This is a genomic window from Virgibacillus salarius, from assembly GCF_039521925.1.
Taxonomy (GTDB): domain Bacteria; phylum Bacillota; class Bacilli; order Bacillales; family Amphibacillaceae; genus Virgibacillus; species Virgibacillus salarius.
Map to the genome: position 1 here is coordinate 1 of NZ_BAAACY010000009.1, position 20,811 is coordinate 20,811.

Genomic DNA, 20,811 nt, shown 5'->3' on the forward strand with positions numbered 1-20,811 from the left:
ATAGATAAATTAGTAAAAAGACGACTCTAAATTTTTAAAAAAGAATTTGAGTCGTCTTTTTTATAACAAACTTCAAGTTTCACTGAAAAATCATAAGATTTTCAGTGGCCTCGTATTTATAAATCGTTTTTTCCTATCCTTCATATTTCTCATAGTTTCATATACGAATGTTTATGTATTTTGTTTCGAGCTTATTCCAGAATCTTGCCCTCTTGAATAAATATCAGGTCTAGATTCTTTGAAAGCAGAAAATAGGTACATAAAAGTAGCTGTCATTATTTATCTATAGAAAGTATTAAGTTATGTGTGGATTGAGTAAGCAAGCATAATAAAAAATTTTTACGTGATAGGAGGATAGAATAAGATGGCTCAAAAACCGCTTAACAAAAAGATCTTACTAAGATTGTACAAAATAATAAGGTACACCTTACATGGGGAATAATGGGCATTCATAATCACCAGAAAAATGGAAGAAATATGCTACTAAATATGTCATTAAGGGTCTGATAGTTTATAATTTCATTAAAATGGTTTTTGTGTATCTAAAATTTCTCTACACATAGAAGTAAATTTGCAAAGCCCTTCTATATCACTCATTAACAATGCCTCTTTTTTATTAGAAACAATTTATAATACATTTACGTATTTGATATTCCATTCATTTGTTTAAAATGCCTTAAATTAACATAAATATGAATATTTAACTATAATGAAGTCAATCTGAATATAATTAAATACTATTCAAATTAATTGTATATATTGCAGTACATAATTTGTTAAACTATTTAATGATATATGTTTATGTATAACATTTTATACATAAATCATCCTTTCCTTTCACTCTACTTCCTTATACTTTTGAAAAATAACAACTAGGTGGTGCAATTTCATGAAGAAGTTGAAATTATTTCAATCATTTTTCTACGGTTGGGTGATTGTCTTTATTGCTGGACTAGGAGTATTTTTTTCAGGTCCAGGGCAAACATATTCTAACTCTACGTTTATTGATGAATACATCCATGAATTCAATTGGTCTAGGTCACAGGTTTCGGGGTTATATTCTATGGCTACCTTAATAGCGGGTCTAGGTATGATGGTTATCGGGAGATTTATAGATAGATTTGGACAGCGGATGATGATGGTTATTGTCGGCACATTATTTAGTATAGCTTGCTTTTTTAACAGTATGGTTTCTAGTATGTGGATGCTTGCAATTGGCTTTTTCCTTATACGTTTATTGGGTCAAGGTAGTATGTCTCTAATACCTAATACATTAGTTGCACAATGGTTTATTAAAAAAAGAGGAATTGCTTTTAGCATTATGACATTGGGCAGTTTTGCAAGTGCTATGGTTTTCCCTATTGTGAACACTTGGTTAATTCATACATGGGACTGGCAGTTTGCATGGAGATTCTGGGGTGTTCTGCTACTATTTATATTTGTTCCTATTGCTCTTATTGGAGTTCGGAATAAACCGGAGGAGATTGGACTATTACCAGATGGATCAAGTGAAAATGCTGAAAAGCAAACACGGGCAGTAATGGGGGCTCAGATTCAAGAAGCTGCGACAGATTGGACATTAAAAGAAGCAATGAAAACTAGAGCTTTTTGGGCAATTCTAATTTGTGTTGGGATTCCAGCAATGGTTAATACTGGTATTACTTTCCATATTATATCTATATTTGGTAGTAATGATTTGTCACCAGAATCAGCTGCAATTGTGTTAAGTTTAATGGCAATTGTGGGAGTACCAATGTCTTTTATTTCTGGATATATAACAGAAAAAGTAAAAACGAATTATTTATTATTTGGTATATTTTTAATAGAAATTATATTACTATTGATGTTACTTGTAACAACGAATGTCTATGTGGCTTTTGCATTTGGTGTCTTATGGGGGATAGCAAATGGATTAGAACGAATTGGATTAAATATAATTTGGCCAAATTATTTCGGGCGTAAATATATAGGTAGTATTAATGGAGTAGGCGTAACGATGGGGGTATTAGGATCAGCCTTTGGACCACTACCTTTTGGGGTAGGCTTTGATATTTTCCATAGCTACACTCCTGTACTGTTAGCTACTTTATTATTTCCTTTAATCGGATTGTTCTGTGCTCTGATTGCAAAAAAACCAGAGAAATCTCAACTAGCTAATGGCTAAAATAAAAGACCCTAGGCTTATCGTTTTAGGGTCTTTTTATATTAGATTCTTTCTCCGTTTTTTAATCTTTCGATGAATTCATTTAAATCTTCTTTTTTTACTCTCCAATGTCTTCCGATTTTAAAACCAGGGATTTTTCCTTCTTGAACTAATTTATATGTTGTCATCTCACTTAATTGTAAGTATTCTGCAACCTGTGCAACGGTCATAATCTCATGAGTCATTACAATGCCTCCAAACATTTTTCCTTGTAACTAATCATACCATAATTAATTGTTTTAAAAAAAACAACTTAAATAATTATATATGGTTATAGATAATTATATTAAATATAACTATTTTATAATTAGTTGGATATAGAAGTTATCTAAAGTAAATTGGAGAAATTTGAAGTAATAATAAAATGGATGCGTTTTCTTGGGATTTTGCTGTTTATAATATATATGGTATGATTCGTTCTGTTCTATGAAATAATCCTTGAACTATTAGTCTATTAATATATATATAATAACAACAAAGAGGAGCTGAAAAATGAATATTTTAAAGATACAACAAGAATGGTTTGGAAATGTAAAAGGAGATATCTTATCCGGAATCGTTGTCGCATTAGCTTTAATTCCAGAAGCAATCGCTTTTTCTATTATTGCTGGTGTTGATCCGATGGTAGGTCTTTATGCTTCTTTCTCTATAGCATTAGTGATTGCCTTTGTCGGTGGTAGACCTGGGATGATATCCGGAGCTACTGGAGCAATGGCACTACTCATGGTTAATTTAGTTGCAGAGCATGGGTTACAGTATTAGTTAGCTGCGACTATTCTAACAGGAATAATTCAAATATTATTTGGCATATTAAAGTTGGCTAGAATGATGAAGTTTGTTCCACGATCTGTAATGATTGGATTTGTAAATGCATTAGCTATCATGATTTTTACTTCACAGTTACAGCATTTTGTTGGTGAAACATGGATTATGTATGCACTTGTAGCATTAACATTAGCCATTATTTATTTATTACCTAGATTTACAAAAGCTATTCCATCAACCTTAGTAGCAATTGTTGTTGTTACGGCGATTGTCATAATAGGTAATATAAATGTTGGAACAGTAGGTGATATGGGAATAATAACACAACAATTACCAGTATTTTTAATTCCAGATATTCCACTAACAATGGAAACACTATTGATTATTCTTCCGTATTCTTTTTCATTAGCAATCGTTGGTTTAGTAGAATCATTATTAACAGCTAATATAGTTGATGATATGACTGATACAGAAAGTAATAAAAATAAAGAAAGTCGTGGACAAGGCATTGCGAATATAGTCACAGGTTTCTTCGGTGGAATGGGTGGATGTGCAATGATAGGACAATCAGTTATAAATGTGAAATCTGGAGGAAGTGGTAGGTTATCTTCACTTGTAGCAGGTGTTGTTTTGATGTCTATGATCATTATACTAGGTGAGGTTGTAGTTCAAATTCCTATGGCTGCCTTAGCGGGAGTTATGATCATGGTTTCTATAAGTACTTTTGATTGGTCTTCTCTTAAAAATCTTGTTAAAATTCCTAAGACCGATTCAGCAGTAATGCTGACTACCATAATAATTGTATTAGCAACACACAATTTGGCTATTGGAGTATTAGCTGGAGTATTATTAAGTGCTATTTTCTTCGCAGCTAAGATTTCTAAAGTTAAAGTAACGGAAGGTCAAGTAGTACAAAATCAGAAAAAAACCTACCGTATTGAAGGACAATTATTCTTTGCATCTGTAAGTGATCTTCCAAGTAAATTCTATTTTGGAGACACTATAACCGAAGTAGAAATAGACTTAACACAGGCCCATCTATGGGATGACTCTGCCATTGGGGCGTTAGATAAAATAGAAGCAAAGTTTGCCCAGAATAATATCAATGTAAATTATATTGGTTTGAATGAGGAAAGTAAGCAACTGAAAAAACGTATTGGTGGTATTTCAAACGCGGCTGGTCACTAAGTCTAATAATATTGTAAGGAGTGAGATGAATTGTTTAAACGAATATTACTGGCAGTAGATGGGTCGGAGCACTCAATACGATCCGCTAGATATGCAATAGAACTTGCTAATAAATTCGAAGGGACTACTGATATTATATATGTAGTTGATGGAAAAACGGCAAAAGAAGATGTTTTACATTCAACCAATAAACTAGAAATCGAAAAGAAAAGAGAAGAAAAACTGAAGCCAATTTTAGATATGTTAGATAAATCAGATATGGATTACAATACAAATGTTCTTCATGGTGATCCAGGACCAGAAATTGTTGAATTTGCAAATGAAAAATCTTATGATTGTGTAGTAATAGGGAGTAGAGGATTGAATGACTTACAGTCTTTTATTTTAGGGAGTGTTAGTCATAAGGTTGCAAAACGTGTAAATTGTCCTGTTCTTATAGTTAAGTAAGGGATGTGGAGTTTATTTCCATATTCTTTTTTTGTAGTATAGGAAATTATAAAATTAGCCCATGCGGATAAATATGAGCGTGTTAGCCATGTCCGGCTCCAGCGCCCAGAAACGAGGCTACTTCACGAATCGCCCCACGATAAGTCATCACGGCTCGCAAGCACACCGTGATTCCTTAATCTCCATTGACTTGTTCCAGTCGCTACGTTTCTAATCGGGCGCTTCCGCTTGTTCAATTATTTTATTTCCGATACAATCTACCTTTTAAAGGGGAATATTTCCCATAAATAACCTTGAACTAGAAAGAAAGTTCATATAATTTCTTCACCGTTCTCTGAGGAGTAAACTAAAAATTATTAACTTTTATATAGATATGCAATAACAACGTTATTGAGCGTTTGTGTGCTTAAATTAGATGTGTTACTACCGTAAAAGTGCGTAATGGTTATTGATGGAATATATTGCATCTAATAAAAGTTTAACTATTACTAAACCTAATCCTTGAAAGTTCTTACTGTACGAAGAAAAGGAGAGGTGTTAAATGTTTTATCATGTAAAGGAGTTACAGTATAATGCAAAACCAAGTCAACCAGATCCAGTTTATGCTAAGAAGTTGCAAGAAATACTAGGTGGACAATATGGAGAAATGTCTGTTATGATGCAGTACCTATTTCAAGGGTGGAATTGCCGTGCAGAAGGTAAATATCGTGATATGATACTTGATATTGCAACCGAAGAAATTGCACATGTAGAAATGATTGCAACAATGATTGCTCAATTATTAGATGGCGCGCCTGCACATGATCAAGAGCAGGGAGCTAAAGATCCAGCAGTTGAAGCTGTCCTTGGTGGTATGAATCCTCAGCAAGCTATCGTAAGTGGTTTAGGTGCACAGCCTAATGATAGTATAGGTTATCCTTGGACAGCTCGTTATACCATAGCGAGTGGGAATTTGCTTGCTGATTTTAGAGCAAATTTAAATGCAGAATCGCAAGGAAGACTTCAAGTGTGTAGACTTTATGAAATGACAACGGACCCAGGAGTTAGAGATATGCTTTCTTTCTTAATTGCCCGTGATACCATGCATCAAAATCAATGGATGGCAGCTATTGAAGAATTAGAAGAAACGCAAGGCGCTGTTGTTCCAAGTACATTTAACCAAAAGTATGAGAAACAAGAAGTTTCATATTCCTTTATGAACTTTTCTGAAGGAGAGGATAGTAGTACAGGTAAATGGGCATACGGTCCAACCCTTGATGGACAAGCTAATTTTGAGTATGTTCAAAATCCAAAAGCTATGGGTCAAAAACCTGATTTACAGCCAGGACCGAGATACATTCATGGTACTTCACCGTAGATATAAGAATCAAGCAAAATGCAGAAAATAAGATGAAATCAAATCATAGCGATAATAATCCGCTTTAAGAAATAGTAGTAAGTTTCCCGTTTAAAAGGTAGGTTTAAAAAAAGTATTGCACCCTAATGTTAGACACGATCAAACAATTGGGGTGCATTATCTTGTGGGAAGAGCATAATTCTTTTGACATAGATATACGATATAACTTAAACTATAACCATTAAAATCATTATAAGTGGCTAGGTGGAATGGGATATGTTCTTTTTAAGTGTATTAATTGTGTCTTTCATAATATTTATATTGCTTACTTCTTTTTTTAACATGAATCATAAAGTAATCGTATCGTCAATTAGCGCACTTGTTGTTAGTGTGTTGGTTCAAGTTCTAGAGCAATTTTATTTGAGCAGTATCATTATCGCTGCTCTGATTTTTTATTTTATAATCGCAAATATCAAGGCGTTTATAAATGAACAGCTTAAGCTATTGGTTGCTGTGCTATTCAGTACAGCCATCGTGACACTCATTCTATCTTTTACATACTTCAATCAAATTTCTAATATATCTGATTCGGAGATTTTGAGAGTTATGTTTATCTATTACCCGTTACTTATTATATTTATCACTTGCTATACATACATGCTTCTCTGCCTCTTTAATTTTAAAGTATTACAAGTATCTAACCCACTCCTTTATATTATGAATAGAATTCGTGGTTTTATGCGCACGATTCAACTCTTGTGGATTGCTTCACGTAAAGGTTTAAATCATTTGATTCAACAAGATCATGCGAAGTTGCCACATGTAATTGCTGAAATTCTTGATGAGATGGGTGGAGTTTTTGTTAAGTTTGCGCAAGTATTATCGACAAAAAAAGAAATTTTACCTAGTAATTACATTGATGCATTTTCAAGTTTACATGACCAAGTAAAACCTTTAAGTGAAGATGAGCTTAAAACAATCATTGATAACAAAATTGGTAATATCGATGATATCTATGAATCATTTGAGATGCGACCTATCGCAGCAGCTTCTATTGGTCAAGTTCATCTAGCGAAGCTTAAGTTAACTGGAGAGATAGTTGTTGTTAAGATTTTAAGACCTAATGTTAAACAAAAGATAACAGTGGATTTAGATTTATTAATTCAATTTGTGTCATGGCTGTCAGAACGTTCTTCTAAAATTAGCAGACTCGGCTTAATAGAACTCGCAAGAGGATTTAAAAAGAGCCTTATCGAAGAAACTGACTTTGATATCGAAGCGTTAAATACAAACATGTTAAGAAAAGCATTTAAGGAACACAATATTACTATAAGAGTTCCTAAAGTCTACTCTGAATATTCGACTAAGCATGTATTAACGATGGAGTATATTGAAGGGGATAGTTTTACAAAAGAAGTGACAACCGACGTTTCAGAAATGATTATGCACGCATTTTTAAATCAAATACTGATGATTGGTATCTTTCATGCTGATCCACATCCGGGGAACATCATGTTGACAACCGATGGAGAAGTTGCGCTTATTGACTTCGGCTCAGTTGGTTATTTATCAAATGATGAAAGAGCTGGTATGTTAAGTTTCCTAATTGGGTACAGCAATAATGATGCGCAAGAGATGGCGCATGGTTTGATGAGGGTTTGTGAAAGAGAAAATGTACCCGAAGAAGATATGATAGAACGACATCTCAATAAACTTTTATCAGAAGCATCTTTTTCACATGACCCAACTAGTGTGATGATGGGACGACTGATGTCGATGATAGCCGAGATGGGGCTATCTTTAAAACCGACCGTTGCCGGTGCATTTAGAGCAATCATTACTCTAGATGGGACATTATCATCTGTAGATGAAGAATATTCATTAACAGCAGCGAGCGAATCATACGCGAGTCGTATTGATAAAGGACGGTTGTCCGAGGAACATTTTAGTAAGATTAAGGGGAGGTTAGAGGATTACATCCCAAATTTACTAGAGTTGCCTATTCTTAAGGACAATAAAATTACTATAGTTCATGAGGAAAAGCATCATTTGAATGATTTTATAGGGACTTTAACAGTTGGTATATTTACAGTGATATGTATGGTTGTCATGCTTATGAGCTTTTTCGTGCAAGGTGAGCTCATGCAATTTTTACTTGCTCCCTTATCCATGTCAGGCTTTGGAGTTGGTATGATAATACTTATCATGTCAGTAATTAGGCAGCTGAAACCGAAGGTATAAGCGTGATGATAATTTTACACATAATCGATTTTTTAAAAGACATGCTTTCATAGCTTAGAGCAATTATGAGAGCATGTCTAATTTATATTAATAGTTCCCAGCAGATACATTTTCTTTACCTTATTGTTTTACCTGCGGCTTTATCGGTCACATGTCTACCCACTAACAAGAGCAGCATAATATGTTAACGGAACATTGTTTCGTTAATTGATGGAGGATCAGATATGAAATATTTCTTGAAGTTAAATGTGGTCAGCATGCTATACGCTCTTATGGTATTTGTTCCTCTTGAACTTATGGTAAATGTGTATAGAATTACTAGATTACTAAATTGGAAAGTTGATACGGTAAATATTATGACTGGCATAATGCTTATTGTTGAGATTATTGGTGGTACACTACTAATTCTTTTCTTAACAAGGAAATGGTTGGATGGGCGAAAAGCAAGCTTTTGGACAATCATCCTTTGGTTACCCTATTTTATTCTTTTTATTTATATATTCGCATCTATATTTCCGATAACTAATGGTGGGGATTATCCCAATCCTGCTACTGGTCTTTTAGCAATAGGAGGACTTATAGTCTATCCGTTTTATATACTAATTCTCAATTTTGTCGGTATGATAAGCGATGATGAAACAAATAGGACTATCTGAATATGGGTTTACATAATAACTGGATCAGTATGCAACCAATGATTGTATAAAGCACTTACAATTAATCCTTGTTGAATGATGGAGTACATAAAAGTGAATAGAATGTAAGGGAGAGAAGCTCAATTGGTAAAATTTCATTTTTCCATAATAGCTTGTGTAGTAATTGCGACAATACTCGGTTTATTTGGTCAGGACATCGCTTATGTAATGAATGAAAAGATTTTATCTTTTATTCACCTTAGTTATTATTTAACTGTATGTACTATACTTAGCATTGGATTATATTTGATTTCTGTTGTAATAGTTTATGTAGCTGATAAGAAGAAGAAAATTAGTAGAATAGTTTATTCAAAATATATGATAATCGTTATAATCATAGGCTTATTCATTTCATGCTGGTCTTTATTTGTTTTGGCTATGTGGTGGAGTTAAGTATATTATTTGATTAGGCATCGTTTGATGGAACACAATCGATAGCAGCGATTGTAAGTCTGATTTTCCAGCAGATAACAGTAGGCGTCTTACTAGCCAGGTAGTTTAGAGCATGTCATGTCACACCTGAAATCCTGCCACTATAAACAATATTAGTTTTTTGTGATTCTTAAATGGTGCATCCAAGCTTTATAAGACTTGGGTGCTGTTTTTTATACTAATATAGTAAATTTTTCCTGTTCATAGTATAATTAATCGAATAAAACTGAATAGGAGAATGTAAAAGTGAAGGAAATACATTGTTACCGTTTTGAATCAGAAATAGACTCTACTATTGATCTAGTATCTGAATGTTTGAATAAAGATGAACATGTATTAAAATGGAATACACAAATAATTGAAAATATGTATGATGGAAGCGAAGATGATTTAGAAGAAGGGGCAACTTTCATTACGAAACAAAAATTAGGTAAAAAAGTATATGAGTTTCATGCTAAATGTACAAGACATGATCCTCCAAACTATGCTGCAGTCGAAACTAAAACAAAAGAAGGTATTAGTAAGACAGAATATATTCTTAAAGAAACCCCCGAAGGAACTAATTTTATAGTTAATGTTTCTTTAATTCCTTCTAATTGGATATACAAGTTAGCAACACATATGTTTAAGTGGTCTTTTAAACATGTTTATGACGAACAGTTTGATAACTTCATAGAATATGTTTATCAAATAGAGTATGAAAGGGGAATATTTGATAAAGAATTTATTAAAGATAATCTAGAAATTGGAATGAACAAATCTGAGGTAATAGATCTGATTGGAGAAGCTGATGTAGCTGGAGTAGACCCTAAGAATGCCTTGCCTTATTGGAGATATGATATTGGAGCTACAGATGATTACGAGAATGAGCTAGATAAACAATTAGGTGATGGGATCGTTCATGCCATTGATGAAGAGGGAATTAGAAACGGTATAGTAAAAATGCAATTATTAATAGGTTGGAGAGACGGAGAGATTAGCAATATTAGTAATACTTATATAGAAGATGGTAAATTGATTACTTATTGTTTACGATCTAATGACGGTGCAATAGTAGAATAATGAACGATGCACCAAAGCATTCTAGTATTAAGCTTGCGTTCGCGTTTATCCCAAAAATGAGTCGTTTATCCAAGTGGCGAGGTATATGTTTCAAAAGAGTGCTAAATCCACAATCTTAAAAGATTTAATTTCACCTTACGTTTGCATTCGTTATGATTTATTATATGTATGGTTTCTAAAATACATGGTTAATGATGATTTAACTTGAGTTAAGCATTTTCATTATTGTATTTAAAAAAGTTCAACAATAAAGAAAAAGTCGTAGTTTTCAACGACCTTTTCTTTTTTTATTAGTATTCTAAATTTAATACTATTTTGAGTATATCTTTCTTGATAACCAGCTTTATGCTTTGGCGGAAAACGCTAAAAAAGCTAGTAAGAAAAAATATTGTGCATTGCTTTAGAATTAAAAATAACAACAGCAAGCAATAAGGTGGAAGGATGAGATTATTCAAGCTACTATGAAAGTGTTGGTTTCTACTAGTTTATGAAAGGTGTTCTATATGTATCGCCTAAGCAAAAAATATTTGATTTCTTATGTGATATTATTTTGTATCTTTTACTTTTTTATTATGGGTTGGAAGTACATTGGTGGTGATGAGTTGAATTGGTTAGAAACATTTTTGTTTATGGCAGGAATTAGCTCGATATACTTCGTATTACATTTCATACAGAAAAGGCGACTAAATAATAAATGAAACCTAAAACATAGCTATCAAATCGCTGCTACTTTTAAAAAAACAACGTAAAAATAAATGTAGTTCTTTAGAGATGAATAAGGATGGTAATATTTTTTATCATGATTATTTTAATAGTCATCTTATTTGATTTTGTTAAGATTAGAAATCAAAACGACACTATCATTGAACAAAATGAAAAGGTTATTTCATTATTAGAAGAAATTAAAAATAAGTAATGCGCTGTTTTGTTATGATAGTTAACTTTGTAAGCGTCGATTATTCAACTACCGATTTTAGTCAATCGAATAGCAAATTGTCGTAAATGGGGGGATTATGTGGAACTAATTATAGTTTTTTTAGTGTTTGGTGTATTAACAGGTTTTTTGTCGAGCATGTTCGGCTTCGGAGGGGGATTTGTAGTAATACCCGTATTGTATTTGTTGCTGCCAAAATTAAATGTTCCTGATTCATTAGTTATGCACATGGCCATAGGAACATCGCTTGCTATTATGATTGTGAATTCTATAAACTCAACGATATCTCATCATCGTAAAGGCCATATATTATGGTATATTTTTTTTCAGCTTGCACCTGTAATTGCCGTAGGTGCTTTAATCGGGGGCCTTTTTTCTTCTTTTATTGCAGGCGATATTCTTAGATATCTATTTATTATGTTTGCTATTTATACAATTATTTCTTCCTTGATGAAGAAAACATTTATAGATATGAAAGACAATCATATCAAGATGCCAAATCGCATAAAAACGTCGTTTATTGGCTTAGGAGTTGGTGTTATCGCCACGTTGCTTGGTATTGGCGGCAGTGTTATAACCATTCCCTTCTTGCGAAGCTGTCGATTAAAGATGGTCAATGCGGTTTCTCTTGCAACTCCGTTGAGTCTTCCTATAGCGATTGTAGGTGCTGCAACATCTATATTTAATGGAATACAACATCCAGATCTCCCCACATGGTCTTTAGGCTTTGTTTATATTCCGGCATTTATTGGTATTGTTGCTGGAGGGTTTATAGGCGTACCTATAGGCACACGCATTGCTCACCATATGCCTGATCGATTATTTTCCAAGGTTTACCTGTCTTTGCTTGTTATTGTGGTCATTGCAATGATATTTGAATAATGGGGGTTGGTTAGGCCATTGAGACTGAAGATAAATTGCAGTTTGCCTTAATTTTAAGGTTTTTTCTATAATCGAGGCGATAGAATATAGAAGGTTATGTTATGATTCGTTAAAAGATTTTATTAAACACATTCACGCAAGCATCTTTGGATGAAAAAATGAGGATGAAAGATTATAAACGGAAGCTTAAATGATTAGAATTTCTAAAGCTTTATAAATAGTGGTGCTGTATAATGAATTGATGCGTTTACCAGATCATAATTACTGGAGGATCAATATGGATAAAATGAATGGACTAGACTTTAATCGGAATATGTCAGTTAAGGAATTTTCTCAACATTATTGGTATAAAGAAGAGTTAAAGAGAATTTGTATTGATTGTAAAATACCCTCACATGGAACAAAAGCGGAATTGGAATCAAAAATTAAAAACTATCTATCTGGAAAAAAAGTAGGTGATAACCGTCAAAAAGTTTCTAATATTAGAAAAGGCGTTCGTTCAACTAAAATAACTGTAGCTACGAAATTAATTCCTGAGGGTTTTAAGTTTAATCAAACAGCTAGGGAATTTTTTGCAAATTATTATAACGTTCCAAAGTTTAAATTTACAAAAGAAATGGCATCAGCGCTACGTGAAGCAGAACGCCAAGGTGATCTTAACATGACTGTAGGGGATTTAATCAAAATTTATGAAAAGGGAAAGAATGGGGAGGAGAATCATAGCATAATTTCTCCCGAAGAAAAAACGTATCAATGGAATAACTTTGTTAGAGACTTTAATAAAGATACGAGGACACAATGTATGAAGAATAAAATGAAAATTGCTGCTTTTTTGTGGAATTATGTAAAAACTAATCCTGGCCCAAAACAATATAATGAAGATCTATTAGATCAGTTTTATCGTGAAGTTGAAAAGATTTCAAACGCAAAAAAATGAAAAGTAAGAAGTTTTATCATTGAAGGTAAATTTGAACACATGATAGACTATCAAATCATATAAGCGAATTAGCATAAGAGACTGCCTTAATGGTTAAGATTGCGATCATTCATACATAGATAGTCTCTTATTTGGTATGGTCTCCTGTGGTTAGTATGTTATTAGACTATATCAAGTTGTCTAATTGCCTGCTATAAGGGATCTCCAATTCGTATGAATGGCGGGCTACCGATTATTTTTTAATACGCTTCAAATGTAATCAAGCATGTAAATAATAGCATGGTAAGGAGTTTGTCCTTGTTCAAGAACCCCAGAATACTATATAACCTTACATATCTGGGGTTACTTTTACTATTCTTTAAAGGGTGCATTCATAACCCAATCTACAAAACCCATACGAAGCATAGAAGAACTCAAGTTATTTGGTTGTTGCTGAGCATTTTTAAGTTTAGAATCATATTTTATGAGCTCAATCATAGATTTTTTGAACTTGGTTTCAATTCGTTAATAATTAGTCTTCTCTGAAATGTTTTCTATGTGTAACCCAACTACCCCATTCCTGAACTAAGGCAATTTTCTTCTTAGGCATTCGGACTTAATAGAATAGATTACTGTTAGGAATCTCAACTTAGGGATTCCTTTTTTATTGAAACGTTTTAGGCTTATTATGAGTCTAAGTATTAAACGGGGGGAGGAAGCAAGTTGCAACAGAGTGAGATAAAAAAAGCCATACGAGGAAACAACAAAGCTTTTCAGGAATTAATCCAAAAAGAAAAAAACAAGTTATACCGCATGGCCTATTTGTATGTGAAAAATGAAGCTGATGCATTAGATATCGTTCAGGAAACCATATACAAAGCTTACGTATCTATGAAAACAATAGAGAAAACAGAATATTTTTCTACGTGGCTAACTCGAATTTTAATTAATGAGGCTTTGGATTTCATTCGGAAACATAAGAGAATGATTCCTACTGAAAAAATGGAGGAGCAGTCTACAACTGAATATAATGAGCTTGAGGGAAGCATCGACTTGATTGAAGCAATTAACCGTCTTGAAGTGCAATATAAGACAGTTGTTATTTTACGATATTACAAGGATTTTACAATTAAACAGATTGCCGAAACGCTAATATGTCCTGAAGGAACAGTAAAAACACGGTTACACCGTGCTGTAAAAAAATTAAAAGTAGATTTGAAGGAGGGGGAAACGATAAATGAAAAATGAACTACCGGATTTCAAGAAGCATGTTGATCAAATAGAAGTTCCTGGAAAGAAATTAGATCTTGCTGTTGAAAATGCCATTAAACGTGGTAAAAAGAAAAACTGGAGTTTCGGCAAGAAAATTACATTTTGTAGTAGTGCTGCTGCTATCGTATTTTGTTTGTTAATTGGGTCAGCTTTTATTTCCCCGACTATGGCAAAAGTGATGTCAAATATTCCTTATCTGGATCAAATTTTACAAAGTATGGAGCAAACCGAAGATCGGAAGGATAGAGTGGAAAACCTGAGAATTAAAACATATGAAACTTTGACGGATGACAATAATTATGAAGGTGTGAAAAATGTTATCATGTCTTGGCTTTTCTCGTCCGAACCGCCAAAATTTACTGTTACGGTGAAGGACAAAGAATATCAACAAGAATATGGCCATGAAATAAAGCAAATGATCAAAGAGCTGGCTCAATCCTATAACATTGACAAGGTTAAAGTAGAAGTAGAGGTACAAGAGAAAGGATTGGGTAATGTAAGTAAAAAACAAATGGAGCTTACTAATCAATTATTTAAAATAACCGAGGAAGTACTGAAACAAGAAGGTTATAACTTTAACATTATGAGTATAAATCATTCAAAGAATAGTATTCAAATAGAAATTAAAGCAACTGAGCAGCAATATAATAAAAATAAGGGCGAAATGGAAAAACTTGTACATGATACAATTTATGCGAAGACGCAATTAGATTTAAAAATTGAAGTAACACGGAAGAGCGAATCAGAATTAAAAGATGAGAGCTGGCAGCAGATTTTCACATCCGTTATGGATGAGTCGCATAAAGAATTCAATGAGGTGACCGGATTTGCTTATTCCTTCCATCCAAAACCACTTGAAATCATTTTGAAAACTTCTTTATCACAAGGTAAACAAGATCAAAAGGTAGCTGAAGAAATTGCTAGGTATGCAAAACAAATTGTTAAAGTAAGTAGAAATGAATTATCAATTGAAAAGATTCCTTATAAAATAATAATACGTGATAAGGAACAAGAAAATATGTATGAGATACAAGTGAAATAAGATTAGATAGAGATCGGTACCAAGTTTGGAAAAGAACTGTGACGGCATTGCTGTAAAGTTCCAGATTGTGGAATATGCTATACTAAAACTATTATAGGTGGGGGGTGAAGTGGGAAATCATATATGGCACCCCGAATAAATGACAATTTTCAACAATAGTCTTTTTTCTTATAGCCAGTAACATTTCGTGTAAAGGGGGATTAAAGATGCAAGAGTTACTACAATCATTCTTAGAGGATGAAATTTCTGATCAGGAATTTTATGATGGAATCATTGATTTTGTATATTCCTTCAATATTAGAAGTGGAGAATATGAATGTAATCGATTTGTTATTAAAAAAATGGACCATTTAAACTTTATTATATTTGATGAATATGTAATTGATGACAAAAGAGAAATTCATAATTCCGTATCAATACATAAGAATAAATTCATAAAACTGGTCAATGAATTTGCAAAAAAGCAAGGGATTATAATAAGAAGTTCTTTTTAAGTAATCGAACACGCTTATCTGAAATAAGGAAAAGCGTCATTCTTTTTGAAAAGGTCCAGAATGCTAAACAAACAGGAAGTGTGGTGGTGTACTAAATGCAAAATGTAAGAACTATAACAAGTAATTTACCTGAGCAGTATACATAAATCCTTGGTAGGTGTATATAAACCGATTGAAACCGAAAACTGTAATACTGAATATGGAATAAGTGGTAATTTAGGTTTTAATACATACCTTATTTCAAATGCTACAGCAGCGTTTGGTTTGAAAGACCAAAATGATAGATATTATGATGCAGAAATTATACACAATATATCTCTAGCTACATTGAATGACGAATTTGCCATACGCTATGATAGCCACCTATAGGCAACAAGAATTTTGGATGCTTGAACTGATCAATGTTTCCTCTAATTCTATAAATAGGTTGAATCCATTCAAATTATTCAAAAATTTTAAAGGTTAATGGAAAACTTCTTGAAAAAATGAGAAACTGGCTAATTGATTTAAAAGAAAACTAATAGGTGTGAATTAAATTATGATGATGTTAGGACTTTGTTTAAGCATACGCTTGAATGTATAACTGATACAAATTCGCGGAATGCGGATGTTTTAACGATATCTTTATGATTAATAAACCTTGTTGTAATCGTCCCGTATTCTGCTGGTAGTGTAAAACGTGTGATATCTCCATCCTTGTCAAGCTTGTCAGCTACTGGCTTTGTTAGAAGCGAAATGCCTAATCCGGCTTTGACACAGCCTATTACACCATCCAAGGTGTTTAATTCCATCATCTTGGTTGGCCTAATTCCTTTTGAATCCAGCCAGTTTTCCAATATATCTCTGTAAAAACAACCCGACTTAAACACAATGAATGTTTGATTGTTTAGTTGGTCAAAATCTATGCTAGTGAGGATATTTTTCTTTGAAACCAAAACCAACTCTTCTTCAACAACCTCAATTTTCTCCAACTCTGGATGATTAACTTCCCCTGCTACAAAGGCTCCTTCAATTTCGCGTTTCAAAGTTGCTTTTATTAGATCTGCTGTGGTACCGGTTTGAAGAGACAACTCTACCTGTGGGTATTGTTTATGATAGGAAGACAAAATATTTGGTAACCGAGTAGCTGCTGTTGTTTCCATTGAACCAATGGACAACGTTCCATTCGGCTCATTGCTGCTCTTTAATGTTTTCTCAACATCATCCATTAGACGTAGAACCTTTTCTGCATAAGTAAAAAGAATCTCGCCAGTAGCGGTTAGATTCACACCATGTTTATGACGATAGAATAGTGTGGTCTCATAATTCTTTTCAAGTCGTTTAATTTTTGCAGTCACATTGGATTGAACAAAATTTAGACTCTTGGCCGCTTTCGTAATATTGGCTTCCTTTGCAACTTCCGTGAAAACACGAAGATCTTCCAAATTCATGACTAACATCCCTTTTGATTTCAGATATCAATATTTTTGATGACAAGCAATAAAAAACATCATTTTACGTGTGGTTTTACTCCAATTATAATCAAGATATAGGATTTTGGAAACCCTTTTAATTATTACCATTGTAAGGAGGAATAATGATTTGTGGCATGAGAACGAGATTACTAGGAAACTAGACATTCAATATCCGATTATTCAAGCAGGAATGGCAGGGGGGACTACGACACCGGAACTTATAGCTTCTGTTTCCAATGCTGGGGGGCTTGGGACTCTAGGTGCTGGTTATATGAACCCGAAGCATATGAAGCAAACCATTCAGAAAATCAAAAAATTAACGAATCGGCCTTTCGGAGTCAATGTCTTTATTCCGGAAACACCGAATGTATCCGAAAAGAAAATTGAAAAAGCCAATGAATTATTGCGTCCCTTTCGCAAAGAATTAAAATTAACGGAACCGAAAGTTACAAAACCGTTGACCCATTTATTTGAAAAGCAAATGGAAATTATTTTAGAAGAACGGGTGCCTGTTTGCAGTTTTACATTCGGCGTTCCTTCTAAAGAAGAAGTTCAACAGTTAAAACAGAAAGGTACTATCGTTATGGGGACAGCAACTACTGTTAAAGAAGCAATGATCAATGAAGAACACGGTATAGATATGGTCGTTATGCAGGGAAGTGAAGCTGGAGGTCATCGTGGAACGTTTTCGGCATCATTTGATAAGGCCATGATTGGAACGATGGCGCTTATTCCGCAAACAGTTGATCATGTCAATATTCCGGTAATTGCCGCAGGAGGCATAATGGACGGGAGAGGTGTTTTGGCTTCTCTTACACTGGGAGCCCAAGCCGTTCAAATGGGAACCGCTTTTGTTACCAGTTTGGAAAGTGGAGCGAATAAGCAACAAATCGAGGCGATTTTGACCAGCACCGAGGAGCATCCAGTCATCACTTCGGCATTTAGTGGTAAACCAGCAAGAGGGATTCAAAATGAATTTATCACGAAAATGGCTCCATATGAACGGTCCCTCCCAGGTTACCCGGTGCAACACACATTGACCAAACAGATTCGAAGTGAGGCAGCCAAACAAAATAGACCGGAATGGGTCCATCTTTGGAGCGGTCAAAGCCCTCGATTAAGCAAACGAAAATCCGCCGCTTCCATAATTGCAGACATCGTTTCTCAAGTTGATGATCTTGTGAAATACAGATAAGGAAAAAGGGGAGATATTGGATGAGACCTGTTTATGCACTAGTAGCTGGAATGGCTTCTTTAATGATTGTTATGGGGATCGGAAGAATTGCTTACACTCCTATTCTTCCCTTTATGCAACACGACGTCCATTTATCCGAAAAGATAGCCGGGTATTTAGCCTCCTCTAATTATCTCGGTTATCTTTTCGGCGCATTGGTTGCCAGCTTTTATAGTTGAAAAAAAGGAAAGGCATATTATTTAAAGTTCTATCTGGTTATTAACATTATCACGACCATCCTAATGGGGGTAACTTTCAATTCTGTATTTTGGTTGATCTTGAGACTGGTTTCCGGAATAAGCAGTGGACTTGTATTTGTTTTAGCTTCTGGAATTGTGTTAGAAACGCTTGAAGCTCATAAACGTCAATCCTTGTCGGGCATTTTTTATGGTAGTAACGCTTTGTATGGAGCATTCACAGCCCAGATCCTTGGAGTCATACTACCGGTTCTGACGCACAGTGCTGTTGGTGTTTTTCTAGGAGCCTTTTTATTCGAAGGAACATTTATGGGAATTACTACGTTGACTGTATCTAAAGGGGAAAGCTTATCCTTTCAAAATAGCAACAAGACGATTGGATACTTAACAGCTTCATACGGGATCGGACAAATTATAGGTCCCATCATTGCAGGGATGTTGACATACCGTACTAGTGATTATAATGGAGCGCTAATTTTTGCATCAGTGATTTTGTTAGTAGGTATAATTTTATTGTATATTGGTAATTACAAACAGGTTGGACAAAAAGAAGCTTTCAGCTAATGGTTCGTTAATGCAGGGTATGTTGGATTACGATAGGATCCCGTAGGGGCTCTGGTTACCAAAATGATTTGAAAACCAAAAAGTTGAACAGTTTAATAAATGTTATACCGAAAGGACTTACAGTTAATTTTCCTCAATGAGCCATTGAATTGAAAAAGTTTTGAGTATATAGAATCCGATTAAGTAGGTATTTACTAAAGATAACGGCAAATAGATAATGTTGGGCCGCCCGATTAATGTCGTCTTTCGTTTTAGAATTAATCTAAAACTTTTTGCTTCTTATTTTTGATGCAGCTAACAACATTTACAAGTAAATAACGGCTATAAGATTGAGTATGCTTAATGTTAGACTTGATGGATTGGACCAGAAAATCATGCAACTTTTCATAAGTTAAGATTTTTATATTTTGCTATGTTTTTCTTTTCATCATTTTATCTGCTTACCAAAAGGAATATAGCAATGAATATAATACTGATGATTCAATTATTATTTAAATATTAGAAATTATTGATTTAAAACATAAAAGTGGTATACTATATACAGGAGAAATACGGAAGGTGGAATTGGATTTGCCAGCATACTTGTAATGGTTGAGTAACTAAATAGTACATTTCTTTTTTTGAACATGATTGTTCAATCACGGGAGAAGTGTGCCTATTTTTAACCATTACAGGGAACGCAGGATAGTCAGTTGTTTTAATTCCAGCGGGATACCTATAAGGTATTCCGCTTTTTTAAATGGGAAATCTTTCTCCATTCAACCGTTGTTGCGTTCCTCTGAATAATTAGGAGGATCGTGTGTATGAGTTTTCATCATTTATTTACTTATGAGATCATTGCTCTGGAAACACCTTATATAAAAAGAAATTGTAGTAAATGTAAAACGAACACAGAATTTTATTGTAGTGAGAAATTCAGGATGAATGCAAATCAGAAATTAGTTGATATTTGGCTTATTTATAACTGTATACATTGTGAGGGAACTTGGAATTACCCTATTTTATCGAGAGTAAATATCAATAAAATTGAGTCCACGCTCATTCAAAAGTTTATGAATAATGATAAAGAGACAATTTGGTACTATGCTTTTCAAATCAACCAATTAAGAAAGCTATGTAATGATGTAAATACAGATATACGGTACGAGTTAAGAAAAGAAAAGCTCAATCCACTATCTAGCGAAGTCACTATTAGAATTTGCTATAAATATGATTTTGGTCTTAGAATAGATAAACTAATAGCAGAAATCTTTGCCATTTCAAGGTCAAAAGTAAATGAATTGTCTCAGAATGGAACTATTTTACTAAATCCAAACATTAAAATGAAGAGCAAGGTTATAGATGAGTTACAAATTACAGTCATTGGTGATTGGTACAAAGTTGATGCTTTGACATAATAGTCCATTATCGTTGTTATTAGAAATAATAAGAAACATTCTAAATAAGGGGAATA

The 20,811-nt window shown here is 33.7% G+C and carries 16 protein-coding genes and 3 pseudogenes; 17 read left to right on the forward strand and 2 right to left on the reverse strand.

Annotated features, from left to right (window positions below):
* Positions 1-889: 889 nt before the first annotated feature.
* Complete coding sequence (locus ABDZ84_RS01690; protein ID WP_343779686.1) at positions 890-2,164, forward strand: MFS transporter; 1,275 nt, start codon at positions 890-892, stop codon at positions 2,162-2,164.
* A 41-nt stretch (positions 2,165-2,205) separates the two neighbouring features.
* Here the strand turns inward: ABDZ84_RS01690 and ABDZ84_RS01695 are convergent, their stop codons facing one another.
* Positions 2,206-2,388, reverse strand: a complete 183-nt coding sequence (locus ABDZ84_RS01695) for a helix-turn-helix domain-containing protein (RefSeq protein WP_026680550.1) — start codon at positions 2,386-2,388, stop codon at positions 2,206-2,208.
* A 307-nt stretch (positions 2,389-2,695) separates the two neighbouring features.
* Between ABDZ84_RS01695 and ABDZ84_RS01700 the strand changes: the two are divergent.
* The 12 genes and pseudogenes from ABDZ84_RS01700 to ABDZ84_RS01760 all read left to right on the forward strand — a co-directional run.
* Positions 2,696-4,156 (forward strand): annotated as a pseudogene (locus ABDZ84_RS01700) (SulP family inorganic anion transporter).
* Positions 4,157-4,186: 30 nt separating this feature from the next.
* Entirely contained in the window at positions 4,187-4,603 is a 417-nt protein-coding gene (locus tag ABDZ84_RS01705) for a universal stress protein (protein ID WP_026680548.1), read from the forward strand.
* 541 nt (positions 4,604-5,144) lie between these two features.
* Positions 5,145-5,960, forward strand: coding sequence for a manganese catalase (locus ABDZ84_RS01710; RefSeq protein WP_166530954.1), 816 nt, complete (start codon positions 5,145-5,147; stop codon positions 5,958-5,960).
* A gap of 255 nt (positions 5,961-6,215) precedes the next feature.
* Positions 6,216-8,180, forward strand: coding sequence for an ABC1 kinase family protein (locus ABDZ84_RS01715; protein ID WP_026680546.1), 1,965 nt, complete (start codon positions 6,216-6,218; stop codon positions 8,178-8,180).
* Positions 8,181-8,404: 224 nt separating this feature from the next.
* On the forward strand, positions 8,405-8,836 hold the full coding sequence (locus ABDZ84_RS01720) for a hypothetical protein (RefSeq protein WP_343779691.1): 432 nt from the start codon (positions 8,405-8,407) through the stop codon (positions 8,834-8,836).
* Positions 8,837-9,553: 717 nt separating this feature from the next.
* Positions 9,554-10,369 (forward strand): hypothetical protein, encoded by an 816-nt coding sequence (locus tag ABDZ84_RS01730; protein ID WP_026680543.1) that lies wholly within the window; start codon positions 9,554-9,556, stop codon positions 10,367-10,369.
* 1,015 nt (positions 10,370-11,384) lie between these two features.
* Complete coding sequence (locus ABDZ84_RS01735) at positions 11,385-12,185, forward strand: sulfite exporter TauE/SafE family protein (protein WP_026680542.1); 801 nt, start codon at positions 11,385-11,387, stop codon at positions 12,183-12,185.
* Positions 12,186-12,462: 277 nt separating this feature from the next.
* Positions 12,463-13,122, forward strand: a complete 660-nt coding sequence (locus tag ABDZ84_RS01740; protein WP_051388288.1) for an SAP domain-containing protein — start codon at positions 12,463-12,465, stop codon at positions 13,120-13,122.
* A 702-nt stretch (positions 13,123-13,824) separates the two neighbouring features.
* Complete coding sequence (locus ABDZ84_RS01745; protein ID WP_026680540.1) at positions 13,825-14,349, forward strand: sigma-70 family RNA polymerase sigma factor; 525 nt, start codon at positions 13,825-13,827, stop codon at positions 14,347-14,349.
* Entirely contained in the window at positions 14,339-15,415 is a 1,077-nt protein-coding gene (locus ABDZ84_RS01750) for a DUF4179 domain-containing protein (protein WP_281949045.1), read from the forward strand. The genes ABDZ84_RS01745 and ABDZ84_RS01750 overlap by 11 nt, the downstream gene beginning before the upstream one ends.
* 206 nt (positions 15,416-15,621) lie before the next feature.
* A complete protein-coding gene (locus tag ABDZ84_RS01755; protein WP_121605194.1) occupies positions 15,622-15,909 on the forward strand; it encodes a hypothetical protein in 288 nt (95 codons plus the stop codon).
* A 201-nt stretch (positions 15,910-16,110) separates the two neighbouring features.
* Positions 16,111-16,278, forward strand: a pseudogene (locus tag ABDZ84_RS01760) (hypothetical protein); the annotation flags it as partial.
* Positions 16,279-16,445: 167 nt separating this feature from the next.
* Here ABDZ84_RS01760 and ABDZ84_RS01765 read toward each other — a convergent pair.
* The gene (locus ABDZ84_RS01765; RefSeq protein ID WP_343779700.1) at positions 16,446-17,339 is read right to left on the reverse strand and encodes a LysR family transcriptional regulator; all 894 of its coding nucleotides are present in this window, start codon (positions 17,337-17,339) and stop codon (positions 16,446-16,448) included.
* Between the two features lie 151 nt (positions 17,340-17,490).
* Here ABDZ84_RS01765 and ABDZ84_RS01770 point away from each other — a divergent pair, with 151 nt between their 5' ends.
* The 4 genes and pseudogenes from ABDZ84_RS01770 to ABDZ84_RS01785 all read left to right on the forward strand — a co-directional run bounded on the left by ABDZ84_RS01770 (position 17,491) and on the right by ABDZ84_RS01785 (position 20,755).
* On the forward strand, positions 17,491-18,558 hold the full coding sequence (locus tag ABDZ84_RS01770; RefSeq protein ID WP_343779703.1) for an NAD(P)H-dependent flavin oxidoreductase: 1,068 nt from the start codon (positions 17,491-17,493) through the stop codon (positions 18,556-18,558).
* 71 nt (positions 18,559-18,629) lie between these two features.
* Positions 18,630-18,977, forward strand: a pseudogene (locus ABDZ84_RS01775) (YbfB/YjiJ family MFS transporter); the annotation flags it as partial.
* A 21-nt stretch (positions 18,978-18,998) separates the two neighbouring features.
* Entirely contained in the window at positions 18,999-19,358 is a 360-nt protein-coding gene (locus ABDZ84_RS01780) for a YbfB/YjiJ family MFS transporter (protein WP_343779728.1), read from the forward strand.
* Between the two features lie 803 nt (positions 19,359-20,161).
* The gene (locus ABDZ84_RS01785) at positions 20,162-20,755 is read left to right on the forward strand and encodes a DUF1062 domain-containing protein (RefSeq protein ID WP_343779706.1); all 594 of its coding nucleotides are present in this window, start codon (positions 20,162-20,164) and stop codon (positions 20,753-20,755) included.
* The last annotated feature ends 56 nt before the right edge of the window (positions 20,756-20,811 follow it).

Bases quoted from the DNA above. Each gene is read 5' to 3' on its own strand.
- ABDZ84_RS01690 (WP_343779686.1), top strand. From the start codon at position 890: ATGAAGAAGTTGAAATTATTTCAATCATTTTTCTACGGTTGGGTGATT.
- ABDZ84_RS01695 (WP_026680550.1), bottom strand. From the start codon at position 2,388: ATGACTCATGAGATTATGACCGTTGCACAGGTTGCAGAATACTTACAA.
- ABDZ84_RS01710 (WP_166530954.1), top strand. From the start codon at position 5,145: ATGTTTTATCATGTAAAGGAGTTACAGTATAATGCAAAACCAAGTCAA.
- ABDZ84_RS01715 (WP_026680546.1), top strand. From the start codon at position 6,216: ATGTTCTTTTTAAGTGTATTAATTGTGTCTTTCATAATATTTATATTG.
- ABDZ84_RS01720 (WP_343779691.1), top strand. From the start codon at position 8,405: ATGAAATATTTCTTGAAGTTAAATGTGGTCAGCATGCTATACGCTCTT.
- ABDZ84_RS01740 (WP_051388288.1), top strand. From the start codon at position 12,463: ATGGATAAAATGAATGGACTAGACTTTAATCGGAATATGTCAGTTAAG.
- ABDZ84_RS01750 (WP_281949045.1), top strand. From the start codon at position 14,339: ATGAAAAATGAACTACCGGATTTCAAGAAGCATGTTGATCAAATAGAA.
- ABDZ84_RS01755 (WP_121605194.1), top strand. From the start codon at position 15,622: ATGCAAGAGTTACTACAATCATTCTTAGAGGATGAAATTTCTGATCAG.
- ABDZ84_RS01765 (WP_343779700.1), bottom strand. From the start codon at position 17,339: ATGAATTTGGAAGATCTTCGTGTTTTCACGGAAGTTGCAAAGGAAGCC.
- ABDZ84_RS01785 (WP_343779706.1), top strand. From the start codon at position 20,162: ATGAGTTTTCATCATTTATTTACTTATGAGATCATTGCTCTGGAAACA.